Below are 16,681 nucleotides of genomic sequence, written 5' to 3' on the forward strand. Positions count from 1 at the left end.
TCCACCGTCAAGTCATCACCGAAACGCCGATCACCGGTCGCGTCGGGCACGTACTTCACACAGACAACGATCCTCAAGCTCACGCCGGCTCTCCTGCCTACCTGGGGTCCACCTGGGTGTGGTCGTAGTGATGACGAGATTATGGCACTCAGTACCCTCTGTAAAGGTACGCAGTGCCAAAACCCCTCGTCCGGTGCTACGTTTCGCCGCATGAGCGAGGCACGAGGACCCGAGAAGAAGGCGCCCATGCGGGAGGCGCTCGCCCAGGCCGCGTTCCAGCTCTTCCTGGAGCGGGGCTTCGAGCGGACGACGGTGGACGACATCGTGGCACGGGCCGGGGTGGGGCGCCGGTCGTTCTTCCGTTACTTCCCCTCGAAGGAGGACGTGGTCTTCCCGGACCACGAGCGGTGCCTCGCCGAGATGACCGAGTTCCTGGCCGCGGTGGACGACGCCGACCCGGTGGCCGCGGTGTGCGACGCGGCGCTCATCGTGCTGCGGATGTACGCGGCCAACCCCGAGTTCTCCGTCCAGCGCTACCGGCTCACCCGCGAGGTGCCGGGGCTGCGGACGTACGAGCTGTCCGTGGTGCGCCGCTACGAGCAGACGCTCGCCGCCCATCTCCGGGCCCGGTTCGGCGAGGGCGGCGACGGGGAGTTGCGGGCCGAGGTGATCGCGGCCTCCGTCGTCGCCGCGCACAACAACGGGCTGCGCCTGTGGCTGCGCTCGGGCGGCGCGGGGGACCCGGAGGCGGCCGTCGACCACGCCCTCGCCCTGGTGCGGGAGGTCTGGGCGCGGCCCTCGGGCGCGGCCGGTGGACGAGACCTCGCCCCCGAGCCCGCCGCCGCGCCCGCCCGGCCGGCCGCGCCCGCCTCCGTCTCGGGGGGCGGGGAGGTCATCGTGATGGTCGCGCGGAAGGACACGCCCATGTGGCGCGTGGTCCAGCAGATCGAGGACGCCGTCGCGAAAAGCTGACGAATTTTCGGCACTCAGTGCCTTTACTGCCCGACACTGAGTGCCATATGGTGCGGGCACGCCGTCAGCCGGGGCGGCGCGTCCGAGTCGAGCGCAGGGGGTCGAGCCGTGTCCCACACAGGTATGGGCACCGTCCAGAAGGCGCACGAGGAGTGCGGCCTCTCCTACCACCGCTGCCGCTGGTGCGGCACCGCCTCGTTCCGGCGGCTGCTGTGCCCGGTGTGCGCGTCGAGCGAACTGGAGCCCGAACGCACGACCGGCCACGGCGTGGTCGTCCGGACCGCCGTCGTCCACCGCTACACCGAGGCGGCCCGCAACGAGTCCCTGGTGCGCTTCCCCGAGGGCTTCGTCTTCCGCTGCCGGATCGTGGGGGCGGCCCCGCACCTGGTGACGGTCGGCGCCCGCGTGCGGCCCGTCGCCGGGAGCGAGTCGGAGACCGGCGAGGTGGTGCTGGAACTCTGCGACCCGCCCGCCCTGCGCGACTGGGTCTGAGGCGCCGCCCGCGCCCTTCGCGGACCCCCGCCGACGCGGAGCCGTCCCCGTCCCACCGGCGGAAGGCCGGGGACCCGTGCTTAGCTGGAGTCATGATCGATGACTTCCTGTACGGGACCGCCGGGGACGCCGGGTCGCTCACCGAGGTCGAGGCGGCCCTGCGCGCCGCGGCCGCCGACGAGATCCTGCCCCGCCACCGGCAGCTCGCCGCCCACGACATCATCGAGAAGAGCGGCCCGCACGACCTCGTCACCACGGCGGACCGGAGGGCGGAGGAGCACCTGACCGCCGCCCTCACCGAGCTGCTCCCCGGTTCGGTCGTGGTCGGCGAGGAGGCCGTGCACGCCGACCCGTCGGTGTGCGACGCCCTCGGCGGCGACGCCCCGGTCTGGATCGTCGACCCGGTCGACGGCACCCGGCAGTTCGTGCGCGGCGAGGCCGGGTTCTGCACGCTGGTCGCCCTCGCCCGGCACGGCGAGGTCCACGCCTCCTGGACGTACGCGCCCGTCCTCGGCGAGATGGCCGTGGCCGTGCGCGGCCGGGGCGCGACGCTGAACGGCGAGGCGATACGTTCCGGCGCGCCCGACCCCGACGCCGTGCTCGACGTGGCGATGTCCCACCCCGACTACACCACCGAGGCCCAGAAGCGCGCCCTGCTCGGGCTGCGCACCGAGGGCGTCCGCGCCCGCCCCTGCGGTTCGGCGGGCCTGGAGTACCTCGCGGTGGCGCGCGGCGACCTCGACGCCGTCGCGTTCAACTGGGAGTACGCGTGGGACCACGCGGCGGGGCTGCTGCTCGTCACCGAGGCGGGCGGCGCGCAGGCCACCATGTCGGGCGGCCCGTTCCGCATCGCGGGCGGCAACGACCTGCCCTTCACCGCGGCCCGCGACGCGGCGACCGCCGAGCGCGTCCTGGCGGCGCTGCGCGCGGGCGGCTGACCGGCGCGGCCGGCCCCGGCGGGCGCCGATCCCGCCGCCGGCGCGGCCGCATACCCTGGGAGTCCGCCTGCCGGCCGACGAAGGAGTCCCAAGGTGCCGACGATGCTCGACGCGGTCGTGGTGGGCGCGGGGCCCAACGGACTGACCGCCGCGGTCGAACTGGCCCGCCGGGGCTTCTCGGTGGAGGTCCACGAGGCGCACGCCGCGGTCGGCGGGGGAGCCCGCACCGAGGAGCTGACCCTGCCGGGGTTCCGGCACGACCCGTGCTCCGCCGTGCACCCGCTCGGCGTCGGCTCGCCGGCCTTCCGGGCGATGCCCCTGGCCCGGCACGGCCTGGAGTGGCTGCACCCCGAGATCGACCTCGCCCACCCCTTCGCGGACGGGGCCGCCGCCGTGCTCACCCGGTCGGTCGGGGAGAGCGCGATGTCGCTGGGCCCCGAGGACGCGGGGGCCTACCGCCGCCTCGTCGCCCCCTTCCTCGGCCACTGGGACACCCTGGCCGCCGACTTCCTGCGCACCCCCTGGGACGGGCTGCCCCGCGACCCCTTCCGTCTGGCCCGTTTCGGCCTCCTCGGCCTCCAGCCCGCGACCTGGCTCTCCCGGCGGTTCGACGGCGAGCGGGCGCGCGGCCTGATCGCCGGCCTCGCCGCCCACACCATCGCCCCCACCAGCGGATTCGCCACCGGGGCCATCGCCCTCGTCTTCGCCCTCGCCGCCCACGAGAACGGCTGGCCGGTCCCGCGCGGCGGCTCGCAGGCCATCTCCGACGCCCTCGCCTCCCTCCTGCGCGAACAGGGCGGCACGATCCGCACCGGCAGCGAGGTCAAGCGCCTCGACGAGCTGCCGCCCGCCCGCGCCTACGTCTTCGACACCTCGCCCTCCGCGCTCGCCCGCATCGCCGGCCTCGGCGGCGCCTACCACCGCTACCGCTACGGCGCCTCCGCCTTCAAGATCGACTACGCGCTGTCGGGGCCGGTCCCCTGGACCGCGCCGCAGGCCCGCCGCGCCGGCACCGTCCACGTCGGCCCCACCGCCGGAGCCATCGACGCGGCGCTCAGGGCCGCCGTCGAGGGCCGCGACCCGAGCGAACCCTTCCTCATCACCGCCCAGCCGAGTCTGGTCGACCCCTCCCGCGCCCCCGAGGGCCGCCATGTCTTCTGGGTGTACGGGCACGTCCCGGCCGGCTGGGAGGGCGACGCCACCGAGGTCATCGAGCGCCGACTGGAGCGCTTCGCCCCCGGCTTCCACGACCTGGTGCTCGCCCGCGCGGTCTCGGGCCCGCCCGAGCTGGCCGCGCGCAATGCCAACTACGTCGGCGGCGACATCGCCTGCGGGGCCTTCTCCGGCCTCCAGACGCTGATCCGTCCCAAGCTCGCCCGCGTCCCGTACGCGACCGCGCACCCGGCGGTCTTCCTCTGCTCCTCCGCGACCCCGCCCGGTCCGGGCGTGCACGGCATGTCCGGCCACCACGCCGCCAGGGCCGTATGGCGGCGGCTGCGGGCGGCCTCCTGAACCGGCCGGGCGTCAGGGCGGGCACGATCCCCGCACGGTGCGGGAGGCGGGCGCCCAGCGGCGCTGCGCCGCTCCGCCGAGGTGGTTGCCGAGCACGGTGCCCACACCGATGGCGGCCGTGGTGACGAAGGCCAGCACCGCGTAACCGCCCGCCCCCGGCACGTGCAGCGCGTACTGCAGCAGGCTGCGGTAGACGTCGGGTCCGGGCAGCAGCGCGCCCGCGATGCCGGGCACCACCAGCGCGCGCGAGGGGATGCGCAGGACCGGCGCCGCCGCCCCGGCCGCCGCGCCGAGGACCGCCGCCGCGCCCAGCACCGCCAGCGGGGTGGGCTGGTGCAGCTCCTGGTGCAGGACGCCGTTGACGAGGCCGCCCAGCACGCCCGCCCCCGCCGCCCACGGCAGCAGGCGGGGCGGCCCGCCCATGAAGATGGCGTTGCCGAGGGCGCCGACCGCCGAGGTCACCAGGCTCAGCGCCAACGGCAGGACGCGGAACGCCGTGTTGCGGGCGTCCACGTCGGCGTCCCGCAGCAGGAACCCCACCAGGGAGATCCCGCCGACCATCGCCGCCAGGAACATGCCCACGCTGATCAGCCGCCCGGACGCCATCGCCCGGAACCCGGAGATCGCGTCCTCCGCGAGGCTCACCACCGACAGGATCGGCAGCAGCAGCACCATGTTGGCCGCCGCGACGCTCGCCGCCTCGCCCCCGCTCAGGACGTGGGCGTCGGCCAGGAACATCGTCAGCCCGATGACCGCGGCGGTCTGGAGGCCGGTGACGTAGAACGAGGGCAGGCCGTTCGCGCCGAGCGCCCAGCCGAACCGGTTGCCCACGAGGAAGACCACGGGCGCGACGACCGCGGCCTTCGGTGTCCCCGAGGCGAGGACGCACAGCATGGCGGCCAGCAGCGCCCCGCCGAGCACCTTGGTCCACCAGGGCCAGAAGCCCTTCAGCGCGATGATGCGGGTCAGTTCGCGCTCGGCTGCCGGCGGGCTCAGGTCCTCGTCCAGCACCCGGTGGGCGAGCGCGCTCAGCTCACCCAACTGCCGCAGGTCGCGGCTGTCGTCCGACCCGGTCTCCGTCATCATCGTGAGCGGGCGGGCCCCCGGCGGCGCGTACTGGGCCTGGATGGTCCGCGCGGTGACGTCGACCGTCATGTGGTCCATCCCCCAGTGCGCGGTGACCGCGACGATCGTCGCCTCGATGGACCGCGTCTCCGCCCCGGCGAGGAACAGCTCCCGCCCGTGGCGCAGGGCGAAGCGCGTACGGGCGACTGCGGCGCGCTCGTCCACCTCGTGCGGCCGGGGGAAGGCGTACCCCTCGAACTCCGTGCCGTAGAGCCGGTCCAGCAGGGTCGACTCGTCGTCCCGCAACCGGGTGAGCTGCTCGCGCCGCGCCCGGCGCCTGCCGCGCGGCGTGCCGGCGCCGGGCGGTCCGCCGACGCGCGTGTCGTGTGAGGGCGCCGACTTCTCCGAGGACACCGACCGCCCCTCCCTCCTGATCCGCTGCCCGACCACGCGGAATGCCGCGTATGCGGGCATTGTGCCCTTCCGGTCGCTGATCGGTGCGCAGTGGCCGGCACGCGTCCCCGCACGGCGGGACCGGCGCGCGGCATGATGTCCGCATGAGCGCTTCCCTCCCGCCCGCGGTCCGCCTGGTCCTCGGCGACATCACCGAGCAGCGCGTCGACGTCATCGTCAACGCGGCCAACTCCTCGCTGCTCGGCGGCGGGGGAGTGGACGGCGCGATCCACCGGCGGGGCGGCCCGGAGATCCTCGCCGCCTGCCGCGAACTGCGCGCCTCGCACTACGCCGAGGGGGTGCCCACCGGGGAGGCCGTCGCCACCACCGCCGGCCGCCTCCACGCCCGCTGGGTCGTGCACACGGTCGGCCCGGTCTTCTCCGCCGACCAGGACCGCTCCGCCCTGCTGGCCTCGTGCTACCGCCGATCGCTGCGCGTCGCCGCCGAGTCGGGGGCCAGGTCCGTCGCGTTCCCGGCGATCTCCACCGGCGTCTACGGCTGGCCGATGGACGACGGGGCCCGGATCGCCGTCGCCGAGGTCCTGGCGCGGAGCGCGGCGCCGGTGGAGGAGGTGCGGTTCGTGCTGCACGACGCGCACGCCTACGCGCGGTTCGCGCAAGCCCTCGCGGCGCACGGCTGACCCGGTGCCCTCGCGCGACCGCGCCCCGCGCCGGCGGATCCGGCCACCGGATTTCCGCGTGGGTCCATGTCGGATTTCCGCCAGCCATGACCCGGCCGGTGACCGATCCTTGGACCATGCACACCGACACCGAGCGCTGCGTGCGGGCCGTCCAGTCCAAGGACGCCCGCTTCGACGGGTGGTTCTTCACCGCGGTCCTGACCACCGGGATCTACTGCCGTCCCAGTTGCCCGGTGGTGCCGCCCAAGGCCCGCAACATGACGTTCTTCCCGAGCGCCGCCGCCTGCCAGCAGGCCGGGTTCCGGGCCTGCAAGCGGTGCCGCCCCGACACCAGCCCCGGTTCCCCCGAGTGGAACGCCCGCGCCGACGCGGTGGCCCGCGCGATGCGCCTGATCCGGGACGGCGTCGTCGACCGCGAGGGCGTGCCGGGCCTCGCGGCCCGGCTCGGCTACTCCGCCCGGCAGATCGAGCGCCAGTTGCTCGCCGAGCTGGGCGCGGGCCCGCTCGCCCTGGCCCGCGCCCAGCGGGCCCAGACCGCGCGGCTCCTGATCGAGACGACCGGGATGCCCATGGCTCAGGTGGCGTTCGCCGCCGGGTTCTCCTCGGTCCGCGCCTTCAACGAGACGGTCCGCGAGGTCTTCGCCCTGGCCCCCGGCGCACTGCGCGCCCGCGCGGCCACGGGCCCCGAAGCCGCCGCCGTGCCGGGCGCCATCACGCTGCGCCTGCCGTACCGGGCGCCGCTCAACCCGAGCAACCTCTTCGGCCACCTCGCCGCGACCGCCGTCCCCGGTGTGGAGGAGTGGCGCGACGGCGCGTACCGCCGCACCCTCGCCCTCCCGTACGGGCACGGCATCGCGACCCTGAGCCCGCGGCCCGGCCACATCGCCTGCCGGCTCTCGCTCACCGACCCCCGCGACCTGGCGCGGGCCATCAGCCGCTGCCGGTGGCTGCTCGACCTGGACGCGGACCCGGTCGCCGTGGACGACCGGCTGCGCACCGACCCGCTGCTCGCCCCGCTGGTCGAGGCGGGCCCCGGCCGCCGGGTGCCCCGGACGGTGGACGGCGCGGAGTTCGCGGTGCGCGCCGTGCTCGGCCAGCAGGTCTCCACCGCCGCCGCCCGGACCCACGCGGCCCGGCTGGTGACCGCGCACGGCGTCCCGGTCGAGGACCCCGAGGGCGGACTGACCCATCTGTTCCCCGGCCCGGAGGCGCTGGCCGAGCTGGACCCCGAGGCCCTGGCCCTGCCGCGCACCCGCCGCACCACCCTCACCACGCTCGTCGCCGCCCTCGCGGAGGACCGGCTGCGGCTGGACACCGGCGCGGACTGGGAACGGGCCCGCGCCGCGCTCCGCGCGCTGCCCGGTTTCGGCCCCTGGACGGTCGAGGCGATCGCCATGCGCGCGCTGGGCGACCCCGACGCCTTCCTCCCCACCGACCTGGGCATCCGCCGGGCGGCCGCCCGGCTCGGCCTTCCGGCGACCCCCGCCGCCCTCACCGCGCGGGCGGCCGCCTGGCGCCCCTGGCGGGCGTACGCCGTCCAGTACCTCTGGACGGTGGACGACCACCCCGTCAACCACCTGCCCGCCCCGCACAGCGAAGGACCCCGCCCATGACCGCCATGCCCACGACCGGCCCGGCCGCCGAGACCGCCGGGCGCCCGGCGACCAAGCGGCACACCGTCGTCGACAGCCCGTACGGCCCGCTGACGCTGGTCGCCACCGACGGCGTGCTGTCCGCCCTGTACATGACCGACCAGCGCCACCGCCCGCCCCAGGAGGCCTTCGGGACGCCGGACGCCGAGCCCTTCGGCGAGGTGGTCCGCCAGCTCGCGGCGTACTTCGCCGGCGAACGCACCGCGTTCGACCTCCCCCTGCGCCTGGAGGGCACGCCGTTCCAGCGCAGCGTGTGGGCGGAGCTGCTGGAGATCCCGTACGGCGAGACCCGCACGTACGGCGAACTGGCCGAACGGCTCGGCAAGCCGGGCGCCTCGCGGGCCGTCGGCCTGGCCAACGGCAAGAACCCGATCGGGATCATCGTGCCGTGCCACCGGGTGATCGGGGCCTCCGGCAGCCTCACCGGATACGGCGGCGGCCTCGACCGCAAGCAGCGGCTGCTCGCGTTCGAGAACGGCACGCAGGACACCGTGCCCGCGCTGTTCTGAGTCCCGGCCCCCGGCCCCCGGCGGCGGCAGCCGGGGGCCGAGGCGCCCGCGCCTCAGCCGGTGAAGATCTCCACGGCCGTCCAGAGCGCGAGGCCCGCCATGCAGATCCCGCCGATGCGCTGCACCGTCTTCAGCGGCACCCGCTGCGCGATGAACCGGCCCGCGAGCAGCGCGAGGGCGGAGACGGACATCAGGGCGGCGGCCGAGCCGATCGCGGTGGACCACGTGCCGTTGCTCGCGGCCAGGTTGGCCGTGGTGATCTGGGTCAGGTCGCCCCACTCGCTGATGAAGACCGCCGTGAACGCGGTCGAGTAGACCGGCCAGAACCCGGTCACCGTCCTCACCTCCGCGCCCTCCTCCTCGTCCCCGCCGCTGCCGCGCAGCAGGAGGAACGCGCCGAACGCGAAGAGCGAGGCCGAGACGAGCTTGACGATCCAGTCGGGGAGCAGCCCCAGCAGGCTGCCCGCGCCGACGGCGATGGCCACGTGCACGACGAACGCGGACGAGGTCCCGAACCAGACGTAGAGGGGGCGCATCCGCGTGCCCATCGCCAGCGACGCGAACATCGTCTTGTCGGGCAGCTCGGCGAGGAAGATGAGCCCGAAGGCGGTGAGGATCGCCAGGAGGTCCAGGTGCATTCCGGGTGCTTTCTGTGCGGGCCGGGACCGGGGCCTTCCGCGAAGTGCCGCTCGGGGCTTTTCGGAGGACCGCTCGGCCCGGCATGACGGCGGCGCCCGCGGGGCGCGGGCGGGTCATACAGGACCGAAGGTCTCGCCCGCCCGCGGGAATCCACGGGCCCGGCCACCGGGAGCCCGAAGGCTCCAGTGTGTCGACGACCGGTTTGCGGGGCTACTCCCCTTCGCAGCCGTCCACATTACCCCACCCGGACGGGGGAGGAGCAGGTGTTCGAGGCCGCCGCGCCCTCGGTAGAGTCGTGGGCGATCACCACGACCGCCCCACCCACCGCGACGGGAAGTGCCCCATGAGCCGCCGTTCCCGCAAGGACGTACCCGCCCAGGGCGCGCCCCGGCCCACCGTCAGCGTCTGCCGGGGCTGCTGCTGCGGCACGCCGAAGATCGCGGGCGTCGACCACGCGGGGCAGTTGGCCCGGCTGCGCTCGGGGCTGGCGGGCGCCGCCACCGTACGGGCGGTCGACTGCCTGGACGCCTGCGAGCAGGGCAACGTCGTCGTCGTGCAGCCCTCCGCCGAGGGCCGCCGCGCCGGGGGCCGCCCGGTCTGGCTGGGCCTGGTCAACGACGAGCACGCCGAGCGGGACATCGCCGCCTGGGCCGCGGCGGGCGGCCCCGGACTGGCCGACGCCCCGGACATCCTCGACCTGTACGTCTTCCAGCCCTCGCGCCGGGTCCGGGCGGGCCTGGACGGCTGAGGCCCGCCGCCCGGCTCAGGCGGCGGCCAGCCCCGCCAGCAGCTTCGGCAGCGACGTGCCGATCGGCTCGCGGACGACCTCGTCGGCGAGCGCGTCGTACGGGGTCGGCTCCGCGTTCACCACGATCAGCCGGGCCCCGTGCTCGACCGCGATCCCGGCGAGCGAGGCGGCGGGCTGCACCTGGAGCGTCGTGCCGACCGCGACGAACACCTCGCACCCCTTGGCGATCGCCGTCGCGTCGGCCAGCACCCGCGCGTCCAGCCGCTCGCCGAACATGACCGTCGCCGACTTCAGGACGCCCCCGCACCCCGTGCACGCCGGGTCGGGCTCGCCCGCCTCGACGCGCTCGACGGCCTCGGCCATCGAGGACCGGGCGTGGCACCGCGTGCAGACCACCTGCCGTGCCGTGCCGTGGAGTTCGATGACCTTGCGCTCGGGCAGCCCGGCTCGCTGGTGCAGTCCGTCGACGTTCTGGGTGATCACCCGGACCGGCGTGCCGGACCGCTCCAGCTCCACCACCGCCCGGTGGGCGGCGTTCGGCTCGGCCTTCCACACGGGACTGGTGCGGCGCAGTCGCCAGGAGCGGCGGCGGATCTCCGGGTCGCCCATGTAGAAGTCGTAGGTGACGAGCTTCTCCGCCTCCGGGTCCTTCCGCCACACGCCGCTCGGCCCCCGGTAGTCGGGGATGCCGGAGTCGGTGGAGATGCCGGCCCCGCTGAGGATCGCGACGAGAGTCATGGGGCCGAGGGTACGGAGGCCGGAACGGGCCACGCGACCGGTATACGGCGGTGTAGGGTCCGGCCATGGCCAAGGTGAACGTCAGTCTGGACGCCGAACTCGTCGTCGAAGCCATGGTGTTGGCGGGCGTCGGCAACCCCCAGGACGCCGTCGAACTCGTGGTGCGCGACTACATCGCGCGCGGCCACCGCACCGAGGCGCTGGTCGCCGACCGCGAGGAGTCGGTGCGGGACGCGGGGGCCAAGCCCGAGGCCCAGCAGGGCTGACGCCTCCCGTGCGCCCGGCTCCCCGGCCCTCCCGTTCCCGCGCCGCTTCCCTGCGCTTGAATCCCCCGTGCCCTCGCGCGCGGTCGAGGACGCCCATGGGCAGGGCGGGGGTCGGGCGGCTAGGGTCGGGGCGGCGCGACTGCCTGTTCGACAGCAAGGGATGCAGATGACGGACGGAGCAGATGTGGAGACCGCTCGCGTGCTGGTCGCGGCGGACAAGTTCAAGGGCTCGCTCACGGCCGTGCAGGTCGCGGAGCGGGTGACGGCCGGGCTGCGGCGCGCGGCCCCCGGCGTACGGGTGGAGGCCCTGCCGGTCGCGGACGGCGGCGACGGCACGGTCGCGGCGGCGGTGGCCGCCGGGTTCGAGCGCCGCGAGGCACGGGTGACCGGCCCGCTGGGGGAGCCGGTGATGGCGGCGTACGCGCTGCGCGGGGAGACGGCCGTGGTGGAGATGGCCGAGGCGTCGGGCCTCCAGCGCCTGCCCGCGGGGGTGTTCGCCCCGCTCACGGCCACGACCCTCGGTTCCGGCGAGCTGCTGCGGGCCGCGCTCGACGCGGGGGCGGCGACGATCGTGTTCGGGGTCGGCGGCAGCGCCACCACGGACGGCGGCGCCGGGATGCTCACCGCCCTCGGGGCCCGCTTCCTGGACGCGGACGGCAAGCCCGTCGGACCGGGCGGCGGCGGGCTCGCGGAGCTGGCCGAGGCCGACCTGTCCGGCCTCGACCCGCGCCTGGCCCACGTCGACCTGGTCCTCGCCAGCGACGTGGACAACCCGCTCACCGGCCCTCGGGGGGCCGCCGAGGTGTACGGGCGGCAGAAGGGCGCGAGCGAGGAGGACGTCGCGGTCCTCGACGCCGCCCTGGCGCACTTCGCCTCGGTCCTGGGGCCCGGCACGGCGGCCCTGCCCGGCGCCGGAGCGGCCGGCGGCATCGGCTACGGGGCGCTGGCCGCCCTCGGCGCCCGCTTCCGGCCCGGCATCGAGGTCATGCTCGACGTCCTCGGCTTCGCCCCCGCGCTCGCCCGCGCGACGCTCGTCATCACCGGCGAGGGCTCGCTCGACGCGCAGACCCTGCACGGGAAGGCCCCGGCCGGGGTCGCCGCCGCCGCCCGCGCCGCCGGGGTCGAGGTCGTCGCGGTCTGCGGCCGCCTCGCCCTGTCCCCGGAGGCGCTGGAGAAGGCGGGCATCCGCCGCGCCTACGCCCTGGCCGAGCTGGAACCGGACCCGGCCGTCTCCATGGCCCAGGCCGGACCGCTGCTCGAACGGGTGGCGGAGTCGATCGCGCGGGACTTCCTGAGCCGCGTCGGACCGCACTGAGACCCGCCGGGAGGCAGGTCGCCCCGGCGGGGGCGACCTGCCTCCCGGGGGTCGTCCCCGGCGGGGACGGCAACCCGCGGAGTGGCTGAAAATCGCCCCAGCAGCCGACGCGACAGCCGTGCTACGGCACCGCCGCGGCGGGATTCGGCCGCCGGGCGAGGGCATGGCCGGGAGCGTGTGATCGGCGGAAAATTGGTCTGGACCACCTCTGGCGGCGGTGATTAGCTCGTCCGGGGCCGCCCCCGCCCCCGGCCTCGGGGCGCGGGCGGGCTCCGCTCCTGCCCATGTTCTGCCGAGGGGATTTCTTCGTGATCGACATCGTGGCGGTACTCCGGGCGGAGGACGCCGCTCTCGACTTCCTGTCCGTGCTCGGCGCCGAACAGAACGAGGTCCACGTCCTGATCGGCGAGAGCGCCGAACACCTCGTGCTCCCCGCCGGCCGGCCCCCGGCCGAACGGCTCGCGGCCCTCGCCCCCCTGGTCGGCCCCGTCGACGAGCGGGCCGCCTCACCCGGTCCGGACGTGCTGGCCGCCCTCGTCCGGGAGGCGGCCGGGCAGGGCCCGGCCCGCCTGTGGACCCACTCGCCCGCCGACACCCGGCGCAGCCGCGGCCGCCTGGGGCGGGACGTGGGCGCCGCCGCGTCGGGGCTGCCCGTCCTGCACGCCGTCGGCCACTCGCCCTACCTCCAGTTCATCAGCGACCTGGACCGTCCGCTGGATCGCGCCCAGGTCGCCGCCAAGCTCGACTTCGTCAACCGGCACTGCGGCCACCTGCTGCGCACCGCCCTGCCGGAGTACGTCGTCCAGACCGGCCGCGTCCACGCCACCGAGCGCTTCTTCGAGGCCGGGGCCGACGAACGCGACCGGCTGTTCGCCCTCCTGGCCAGCCTCGACGACGAGGCCGCCTCGGTGCCCGACCCGTGGGAGTTCGCCGCCTCGCCCTACGAGGCGGAGCGGCTGGACACCACCGTCGCGTGGATCGCCGGGCACTGCCCGCCCGACCGGGGCCCCCTCGTCGAGGTAGGGGCCTGCGAGGGCGCTCTCACCTCCCGGCTCGCGGACAAGGGCTACACCGTCCGGGCGACCGAACCCAACCCGGCCTTCCGGCAGCGGCTGGCCGCGCACGAGGGCGGGGCCGTCCGCGTCCGGCCCGAGTCGCTGGAGGAGCTGGCCGCCGAGCCCCGGCTCCCCGCGGCCGCCTACCTCCTCATCGAGATGCTGTACTACGGCCAGGACCTCGCCCTGCTCGACCGCCTCCCCGCCGACCTGGTCTTCGTCGCCCTCGAACCCGAGACGCTCGCCGCCCGGCTGACCCCCTGGCTGGAGACCGCCCCGCACTGGGAGAAGGCCGACGAGACCCAGCTCGTCGCCCCGGCGATGGAAGCCGTCTGCGGCGGCCGCGCCTACCTCGGCAAACGCGGCAGCATCGGCGTCCTGCTCCGGCGCACCCGCGCCTGACCGCCCGCGCCCCTCTCCACCGCCCCGAGCCTTCCGGGAGCCCCGTGTACGACGTCTGCGTCGGTCTCGGCTACCACTGCGAATCGACCTACCAGCTCCGCCGGATCACCGGCGACGAGCGGGCCCACTTCTTCGACTGGCTCGACCTCGACCTCGCCTCCGTCCGGGAGACCGTCGCGGCCGACTTCGCCAACGTCCTGCGCCCCGGCCTGACCGAGCCCTTCAGCGGCGGGGCGTGCGCGCTGGACCGGGGCTCGCGCATCCGCTTCTTCCACGACTTCCACGCACCGCCCGGCGACCCGCTGACCCCGGACCTCATCGACGAGCAGTTCGACCGGGTCCGGACGAAGTTCCGGTACCTGGCCGCCCGCTGGCGCACCCTGACCGCCTCCGACTCCCGTGTCCTGTACGTCCACCACGACGCCTTCGACGAGAGCGGCGCCGCCGACCTCGCCGACCTGCACGGGCTGCTGCGCTCCCGCTACCCGCGCCACGACTTCGACCTGCTGTGGCTGCGCCGCACGCCCCCGCCGGACGCCGGGTCCCTGCCGCCCGGCGTCCGGTGGGGCACGGTCGCCGCGCGACCCGGCCGCTGGGAGGGCGACGACGCCGCCTGGGACGCGGCCCTCGCCCCGCTGGAACCGCCCCGCCGCCGCCCCGCACCCGGCTGACCGTCCCGCACGGGACGGCGTACGGACCGCCCGCCCCCGGCCCCGCCCGCCCACCGCTTCAGCGCCCCACCCCCAGCACCCCCCGGAGGAACCGTGCCCGCACCCGTGCCGCCGCCCTGGCGCACCGTCGTCGTCTCGCCGCACTTCGACGACGCCGCGCTCTCCCTCGCCGGCCTGCTGCCCGAGCTGCCCGGCCCCGTCGCCGTCGTCACCGTCCACGGCGGGCCCCCGGCCCCCGGCAGCCCGCTCTCCTGGTGGGACGGCGTCTGCGGGTTCACCTCGCCCGCGGACGCCTACCGGGTCCGCCGCGCCGAGGACGCCCGCGCGTGCGAGCTGCTCGGCGCGGAGCAGGTCCTGATCGACCACCCCGACAGCCCGTACGTCGGCGAGGGCGACGAGCCGACCGGCCTCGACGCCCTCCTGGGCGGCCTCGCCCCCGGCACCCGCGTACTCCTCCCGCTCGCCACCAACCAGCCGGACCACGAGGCCGTACGGCTGCGCGCCCAACGCGTCCTCGCCGCCGCCGGGGCCCCCGCGCCGTGGGTGTACGCCGACCTGCCCTACACCGGGCACCTCCCCGCCTGGGGGACGCCCGACGCCGAGGCGGAACTGGCGGCCAGCGCGGACTGGGGAGCCGCCTACCGCGAGCTGTCCCGCGGCCACCGGCTCACCGTCCGCCACGAGCGGGTGCTCACCGACGAGGAATGGGAGGCGAAGCGCTCCGCGGTCCTGTGCCACGCCTCCCAGCTCGCCGCGCTCGCCCCCGACCACGGGGCCTTCCTCGCCCGGACCGGCCCGCTGCGCGCCGAGCTGATCTGGAGCCTGGAGCCCGCCGGACCGGCGGCGGGCCCGCTTCCGTAGCCGCGGGGCCCGGAACGCGCGAGGGCCCGGATGCGGGAAGCATCCGGGCCCTCGTGTCCGTCCGTCGGCCGACCGTTACGGCAGTTGCGCCGCCCGCGCCTCGCGCCGGTTGTCACGGAACGTGTTCACCCGTCGCGCCGTGGCGAAGAGCGGGATCACCGCGCCGAGCACGACCTGGAGCGCGCAGCCGGTCTGGAGGAGCAGCTGGCCGCCGGGAGCGTCGAACGCCCAGGCGGCGAGCAGGCCCATCGCGGCCACGATCCAACTGAGCATGGCCACCGCGAGGACGCCTCGCGGCTTGGGGTACTCGACCCGGCTCACCATCAGCCAGGCCACCCCGACGATCGCCAGCAGGGTGGGCGGGAAGGGCAGCTCCAGGAGCACGATCGAGACGACCGTGAGCGCTCCGAAGGGGCTCGGCATCCCCTGGAACATGCCGTCCTTCATCGTCACGCAGGAGAATCTGGCCAGCCTGAGCACCACCGCCAGCAGCACCACGATCGCCGCCAGCGCCGACACCCGCTGGTGGGCGTCGTCCGCGACCATCCCGTACACGAGCACGAAGTAGGCCGGCGCGAGCCCGAAGCTGATGAGGTCGGAGAGATTGTCCAGCTCCGCGCCCATCGGCGAGGACCGCAGCTTGCGCGCCACGAGCCCGTCGAACAGGTCGAAGATCGCGGCCATCAGCATGAGGATCACCGCCGTGGCCGCCGAGTGGCGGGCCATCCCGGTCTCCTCGCTGCCCGTGAGGTGCGGGATGAGGATGCCGGTGGTGGTGAAGTACACCGCCATGAACCCGCACGTCGCGTTACCGAGCGTGAGGGTGTCCGCTATCGACAGCCGCATCGACAGCGGCATGTCCTCCGCGCTGTCGGCGCCGCCCTCCCTGTCGGCCTCCGGTACCCAGCCGGCCGGTGTATCAGGATCAATCACGGTCAATTCGAGTCACCCCCGCGGTGGTGGCCTGACCGACCTCGACCGCGACATCGATACCTTCCGGAAGGTAGATGTCCACGCGCGAACCGAAGCGGATCAGGCCGATGCGCTCACCCTGCTCGACCTTGGTGCCCTGGGGGACGTACGGCACGATCCGGCGGGCGACCGCTCCGGCGATCTGCACCATCTCGATGTCGCCCAGCTCGGTGTCGAAGTGCCAGACGACGCGCTCGTTGTTCTCGCTCTCCTTGTTGAAAGCCGGAACGAATCCGCCGGGGATGTGCTCGACCGACGTCACGGTGCCGGCCAGCGGGGCCCGGTTGACGTGGACGTTGAGCGGGCTCATGAAGATCGCGACGCGGGTGCGCCCGTCCTTCCACGGCATGATGCTCTGCACCACACCGTCGGCCGGGGAGATGACCCGGCCCTCAGTGATCTCGCGCTCGGGGTCGCGGAAGAACCAGACCATGCCCGCCGCGAGCGCGGTGGTGGGCACGGCAGCCGCCGCCCAGCGCCCCGACTTGCGGGCGCGGACCAGGCTGAGGGCTGCGGTGGCGACGGTCGGCAGGAGCCACGGCGATGCTCCGCGGGCGATGCGGACCCCGCCGCGGGGTGCGGAGATAGGGCTGTCGGGCATGGATGACCTTCGTAGCGGATGATGCCGCGCTGGCAAGGGGGGACGGCGGCTTTCCGGCGATGCTATCGGTTGCCGGGCGCAACTGGGCAAGCCAGCAGCCGAGTCGGCGTGCGGAAAGCCACCCGCCGAGGATGACGCGGTGTGATGTTCTTCGCCACCAAATCACCTCGAAAGGGACG

At 75.2% G+C, this 16,681-nt stretch carries 18 protein-coding genes and 1 pseudogene; 13 read left to right on the plus strand and 6 right to left on the minus strand.

What is annotated here, in order from left to right:
• A pseudogene (locus ACZ6EJ_RS19615) lies at positions 1–83 on the minus strand (electron transfer flavoprotein subunit beta); the annotation flags it as partial.
• A 163-nt stretch (positions 84–246) separates the two neighbouring features.
• Here ACZ6EJ_RS19615 and ACZ6EJ_RS19620 point away from each other — a divergent pair.
• The 4 genes from ACZ6EJ_RS19620 (at position 247) to ACZ6EJ_RS19635 (ending at position 3,914) form a co-directional block, all read left to right on the plus strand.
• Positions 247–972, plus strand: coding sequence for a TetR family transcriptional regulator (locus ACZ6EJ_RS19620; RefSeq protein WP_469268711.1), 726 nt, complete (start codon positions 247–249; stop codon positions 970–972).
• Positions 973–1,095: 123 nt separating this feature from the next.
• The gene (locus tag ACZ6EJ_RS19625) at positions 1,096–1,464 is read left to right on the plus strand and encodes a Zn-ribbon domain-containing OB-fold protein (RefSeq protein ID WP_469268713.1); all 369 of its coding nucleotides are present in this window, start codon (positions 1,096–1,098) and stop codon (positions 1,462–1,464) included.
• Positions 1,465–1,556: 92 nt separating this feature from the next.
• Positions 1,557–2,402, plus strand: a complete 846-nt coding sequence (locus tag ACZ6EJ_RS19630; RefSeq protein ID WP_469268632.1) for an inositol monophosphatase family protein — start codon at positions 1,557–1,559, stop codon at positions 2,400–2,402.
• A gap of 93 nt (positions 2,403–2,495) precedes the next feature.
• Positions 2,496–3,914 (plus strand): phytoene desaturase family protein, encoded by a 1,419-nt coding sequence (locus ACZ6EJ_RS19635; protein ID WP_469268634.1) that lies wholly within the window; start codon positions 2,496–2,498, stop codon positions 3,912–3,914.
• 12 nt (positions 3,915–3,926) lie between these two features.
• Here the strand turns inward: ACZ6EJ_RS19635 and ACZ6EJ_RS19640 are convergent, their stop codons facing one another.
• Positions 3,927–5,393 (minus strand): threonine/serine exporter family protein, encoded by a 1,467-nt coding sequence (locus ACZ6EJ_RS19640; RefSeq protein WP_469268636.1) that lies wholly within the window; start codon positions 5,391–5,393, stop codon positions 3,927–3,929.
• Positions 5,394–5,536: 143 nt separating this feature from the next.
• Between ACZ6EJ_RS19640 and ACZ6EJ_RS19645 the strand changes: the two genes are divergently transcribed.
• The 3 genes from ACZ6EJ_RS19645 to ACZ6EJ_RS19655 all read left to right on the plus strand — a co-directional run bounded on the left by ACZ6EJ_RS19645 (position 5,537) and on the right by ACZ6EJ_RS19655 (position 8,234).
• Positions 5,537–6,073, plus strand: a complete 537-nt coding sequence (locus tag ACZ6EJ_RS19645; RefSeq protein WP_469268637.1) for an O-acetyl-ADP-ribose deacetylase — start codon at positions 5,537–5,539, stop codon at positions 6,071–6,073.
• A 116-nt stretch (positions 6,074–6,189) separates the two neighbouring features.
• On the plus strand, positions 6,190–7,686 hold the full coding sequence (locus ACZ6EJ_RS19650) for an AlkA N-terminal domain-containing protein (RefSeq protein ID WP_469268639.1): 1,497 nt from the start codon (positions 6,190–6,192) through the stop codon (positions 7,684–7,686).
• Complete coding sequence (locus ACZ6EJ_RS19655) at positions 7,683–8,234, plus strand: methylated-DNA--[protein]-cysteine S-methyltransferase (RefSeq protein WP_469268641.1); 552 nt, start codon at positions 7,683–7,685, stop codon at positions 8,232–8,234. Before ACZ6EJ_RS19650 ends, ACZ6EJ_RS19655 begins: the two co-directional genes overlap by 4 nt.
• Before the next feature lie 53 nt (positions 8,235–8,287).
• Here the strand turns inward: ACZ6EJ_RS19655 and ACZ6EJ_RS19660 are convergent, their stop codons facing one another.
• Positions 8,288–8,872 (minus strand): TMEM165/GDT1 family protein, encoded by a 585-nt coding sequence (locus ACZ6EJ_RS19660; protein WP_469268642.1) that lies wholly within the window; start codon positions 8,870–8,872, stop codon positions 8,288–8,290.
• 344 nt (positions 8,873–9,216) lie between these two features.
• Between ACZ6EJ_RS19660 and ACZ6EJ_RS19665 the strand changes: the two genes are divergently transcribed.
• Positions 9,217–9,621 carry a (2Fe-2S) ferredoxin domain-containing protein gene (locus tag ACZ6EJ_RS19665; RefSeq protein ID WP_469268643.1) on the plus strand — a complete coding sequence of 135 codons (405 nt, stop codon included), beginning with the start codon at positions 9,217–9,219 and terminating at the stop codon, positions 9,619–9,621.
• A 15-nt stretch (positions 9,622–9,636) separates the two neighbouring features.
• Here the strand turns inward: ACZ6EJ_RS19665 and ACZ6EJ_RS19670 are convergent, their stop codons facing one another.
• Positions 9,637–10,359, minus strand: coding sequence for an SIR2 family NAD-dependent protein deacylase (locus ACZ6EJ_RS19670; protein WP_469268645.1), 723 nt, complete (start codon positions 10,357–10,359; stop codon positions 9,637–9,639).
• Positions 10,360–10,424: 65 nt separating this feature from the next.
• Between ACZ6EJ_RS19670 and ACZ6EJ_RS19675 the strand changes: the two genes are divergently transcribed.
• The 5 genes from ACZ6EJ_RS19675 to ACZ6EJ_RS19695 all read left to right on the plus strand — a co-directional run bounded on the left by ACZ6EJ_RS19675 (position 10,425) and on the right by ACZ6EJ_RS19695 (position 14,929).
• Positions 10,425–10,625 (plus strand): type II toxin-antitoxin system VapB family antitoxin, encoded by a 201-nt coding sequence (locus tag ACZ6EJ_RS19675; RefSeq protein WP_469268646.1) that lies wholly within the window; start codon positions 10,425–10,427, stop codon positions 10,623–10,625.
• A gap of 184 nt (positions 10,626–10,809) precedes the next feature.
• The gene (locus ACZ6EJ_RS19680; RefSeq protein ID WP_469268714.1) at positions 10,810–11,940 is read left to right on the plus strand and encodes a glycerate kinase; all 1,131 of its coding nucleotides are present in this window, start codon (positions 10,810–10,812) and stop codon (positions 11,938–11,940) included.
• Between the two features lie 308 nt (positions 11,941–12,248).
• Complete coding sequence (locus tag ACZ6EJ_RS19685; protein ID WP_469268648.1) at positions 12,249–13,397, plus strand: methyltransferase domain-containing protein; 1,149 nt, start codon at positions 12,249–12,251, stop codon at positions 13,395–13,397.
• A gap of 44 nt (positions 13,398–13,441) precedes the next feature.
• Positions 13,442–14,068, plus strand: a complete 627-nt coding sequence (locus ACZ6EJ_RS19690) for a DUF1796 family putative cysteine peptidase (RefSeq protein WP_469268649.1) — start codon at positions 13,442–13,444, stop codon at positions 14,066–14,068.
• Between the two features lie 93 nt (positions 14,069–14,161).
• On the plus strand, positions 14,162–14,929 hold the full coding sequence (locus ACZ6EJ_RS19695) for a PIG-L deacetylase family protein (RefSeq protein ID WP_469268650.1): 768 nt from the start codon (positions 14,162–14,164) through the stop codon (positions 14,927–14,929).
• 75 nt (positions 14,930–15,004) lie between these two features.
• Here the strand turns inward: ACZ6EJ_RS19695 and pssA are convergent, their stop codons facing one another.
• Positions 15,005–15,868 (minus strand): CDP-diacylglycerol--serine O-phosphatidyltransferase, encoded by an 864-nt coding sequence (pssA, locus tag ACZ6EJ_RS19700; protein WP_469268652.1) that lies wholly within the window; start codon positions 15,866–15,868, stop codon positions 15,005–15,007.
• Complete coding sequence (locus ACZ6EJ_RS19705) at positions 15,855–16,502, minus strand: phosphatidylserine decarboxylase (protein ID WP_469268654.1); 648 nt, start codon at positions 16,500–16,502, stop codon at positions 15,855–15,857. Before ACZ6EJ_RS19705 ends, pssA begins: the two co-directional genes overlap by 14 nt.
• Positions 16,503–16,681: the final 179 nt, after the last annotated feature.

The organism is Streptomyces sp. NPDC041970 (assembly GCF_055588985.1).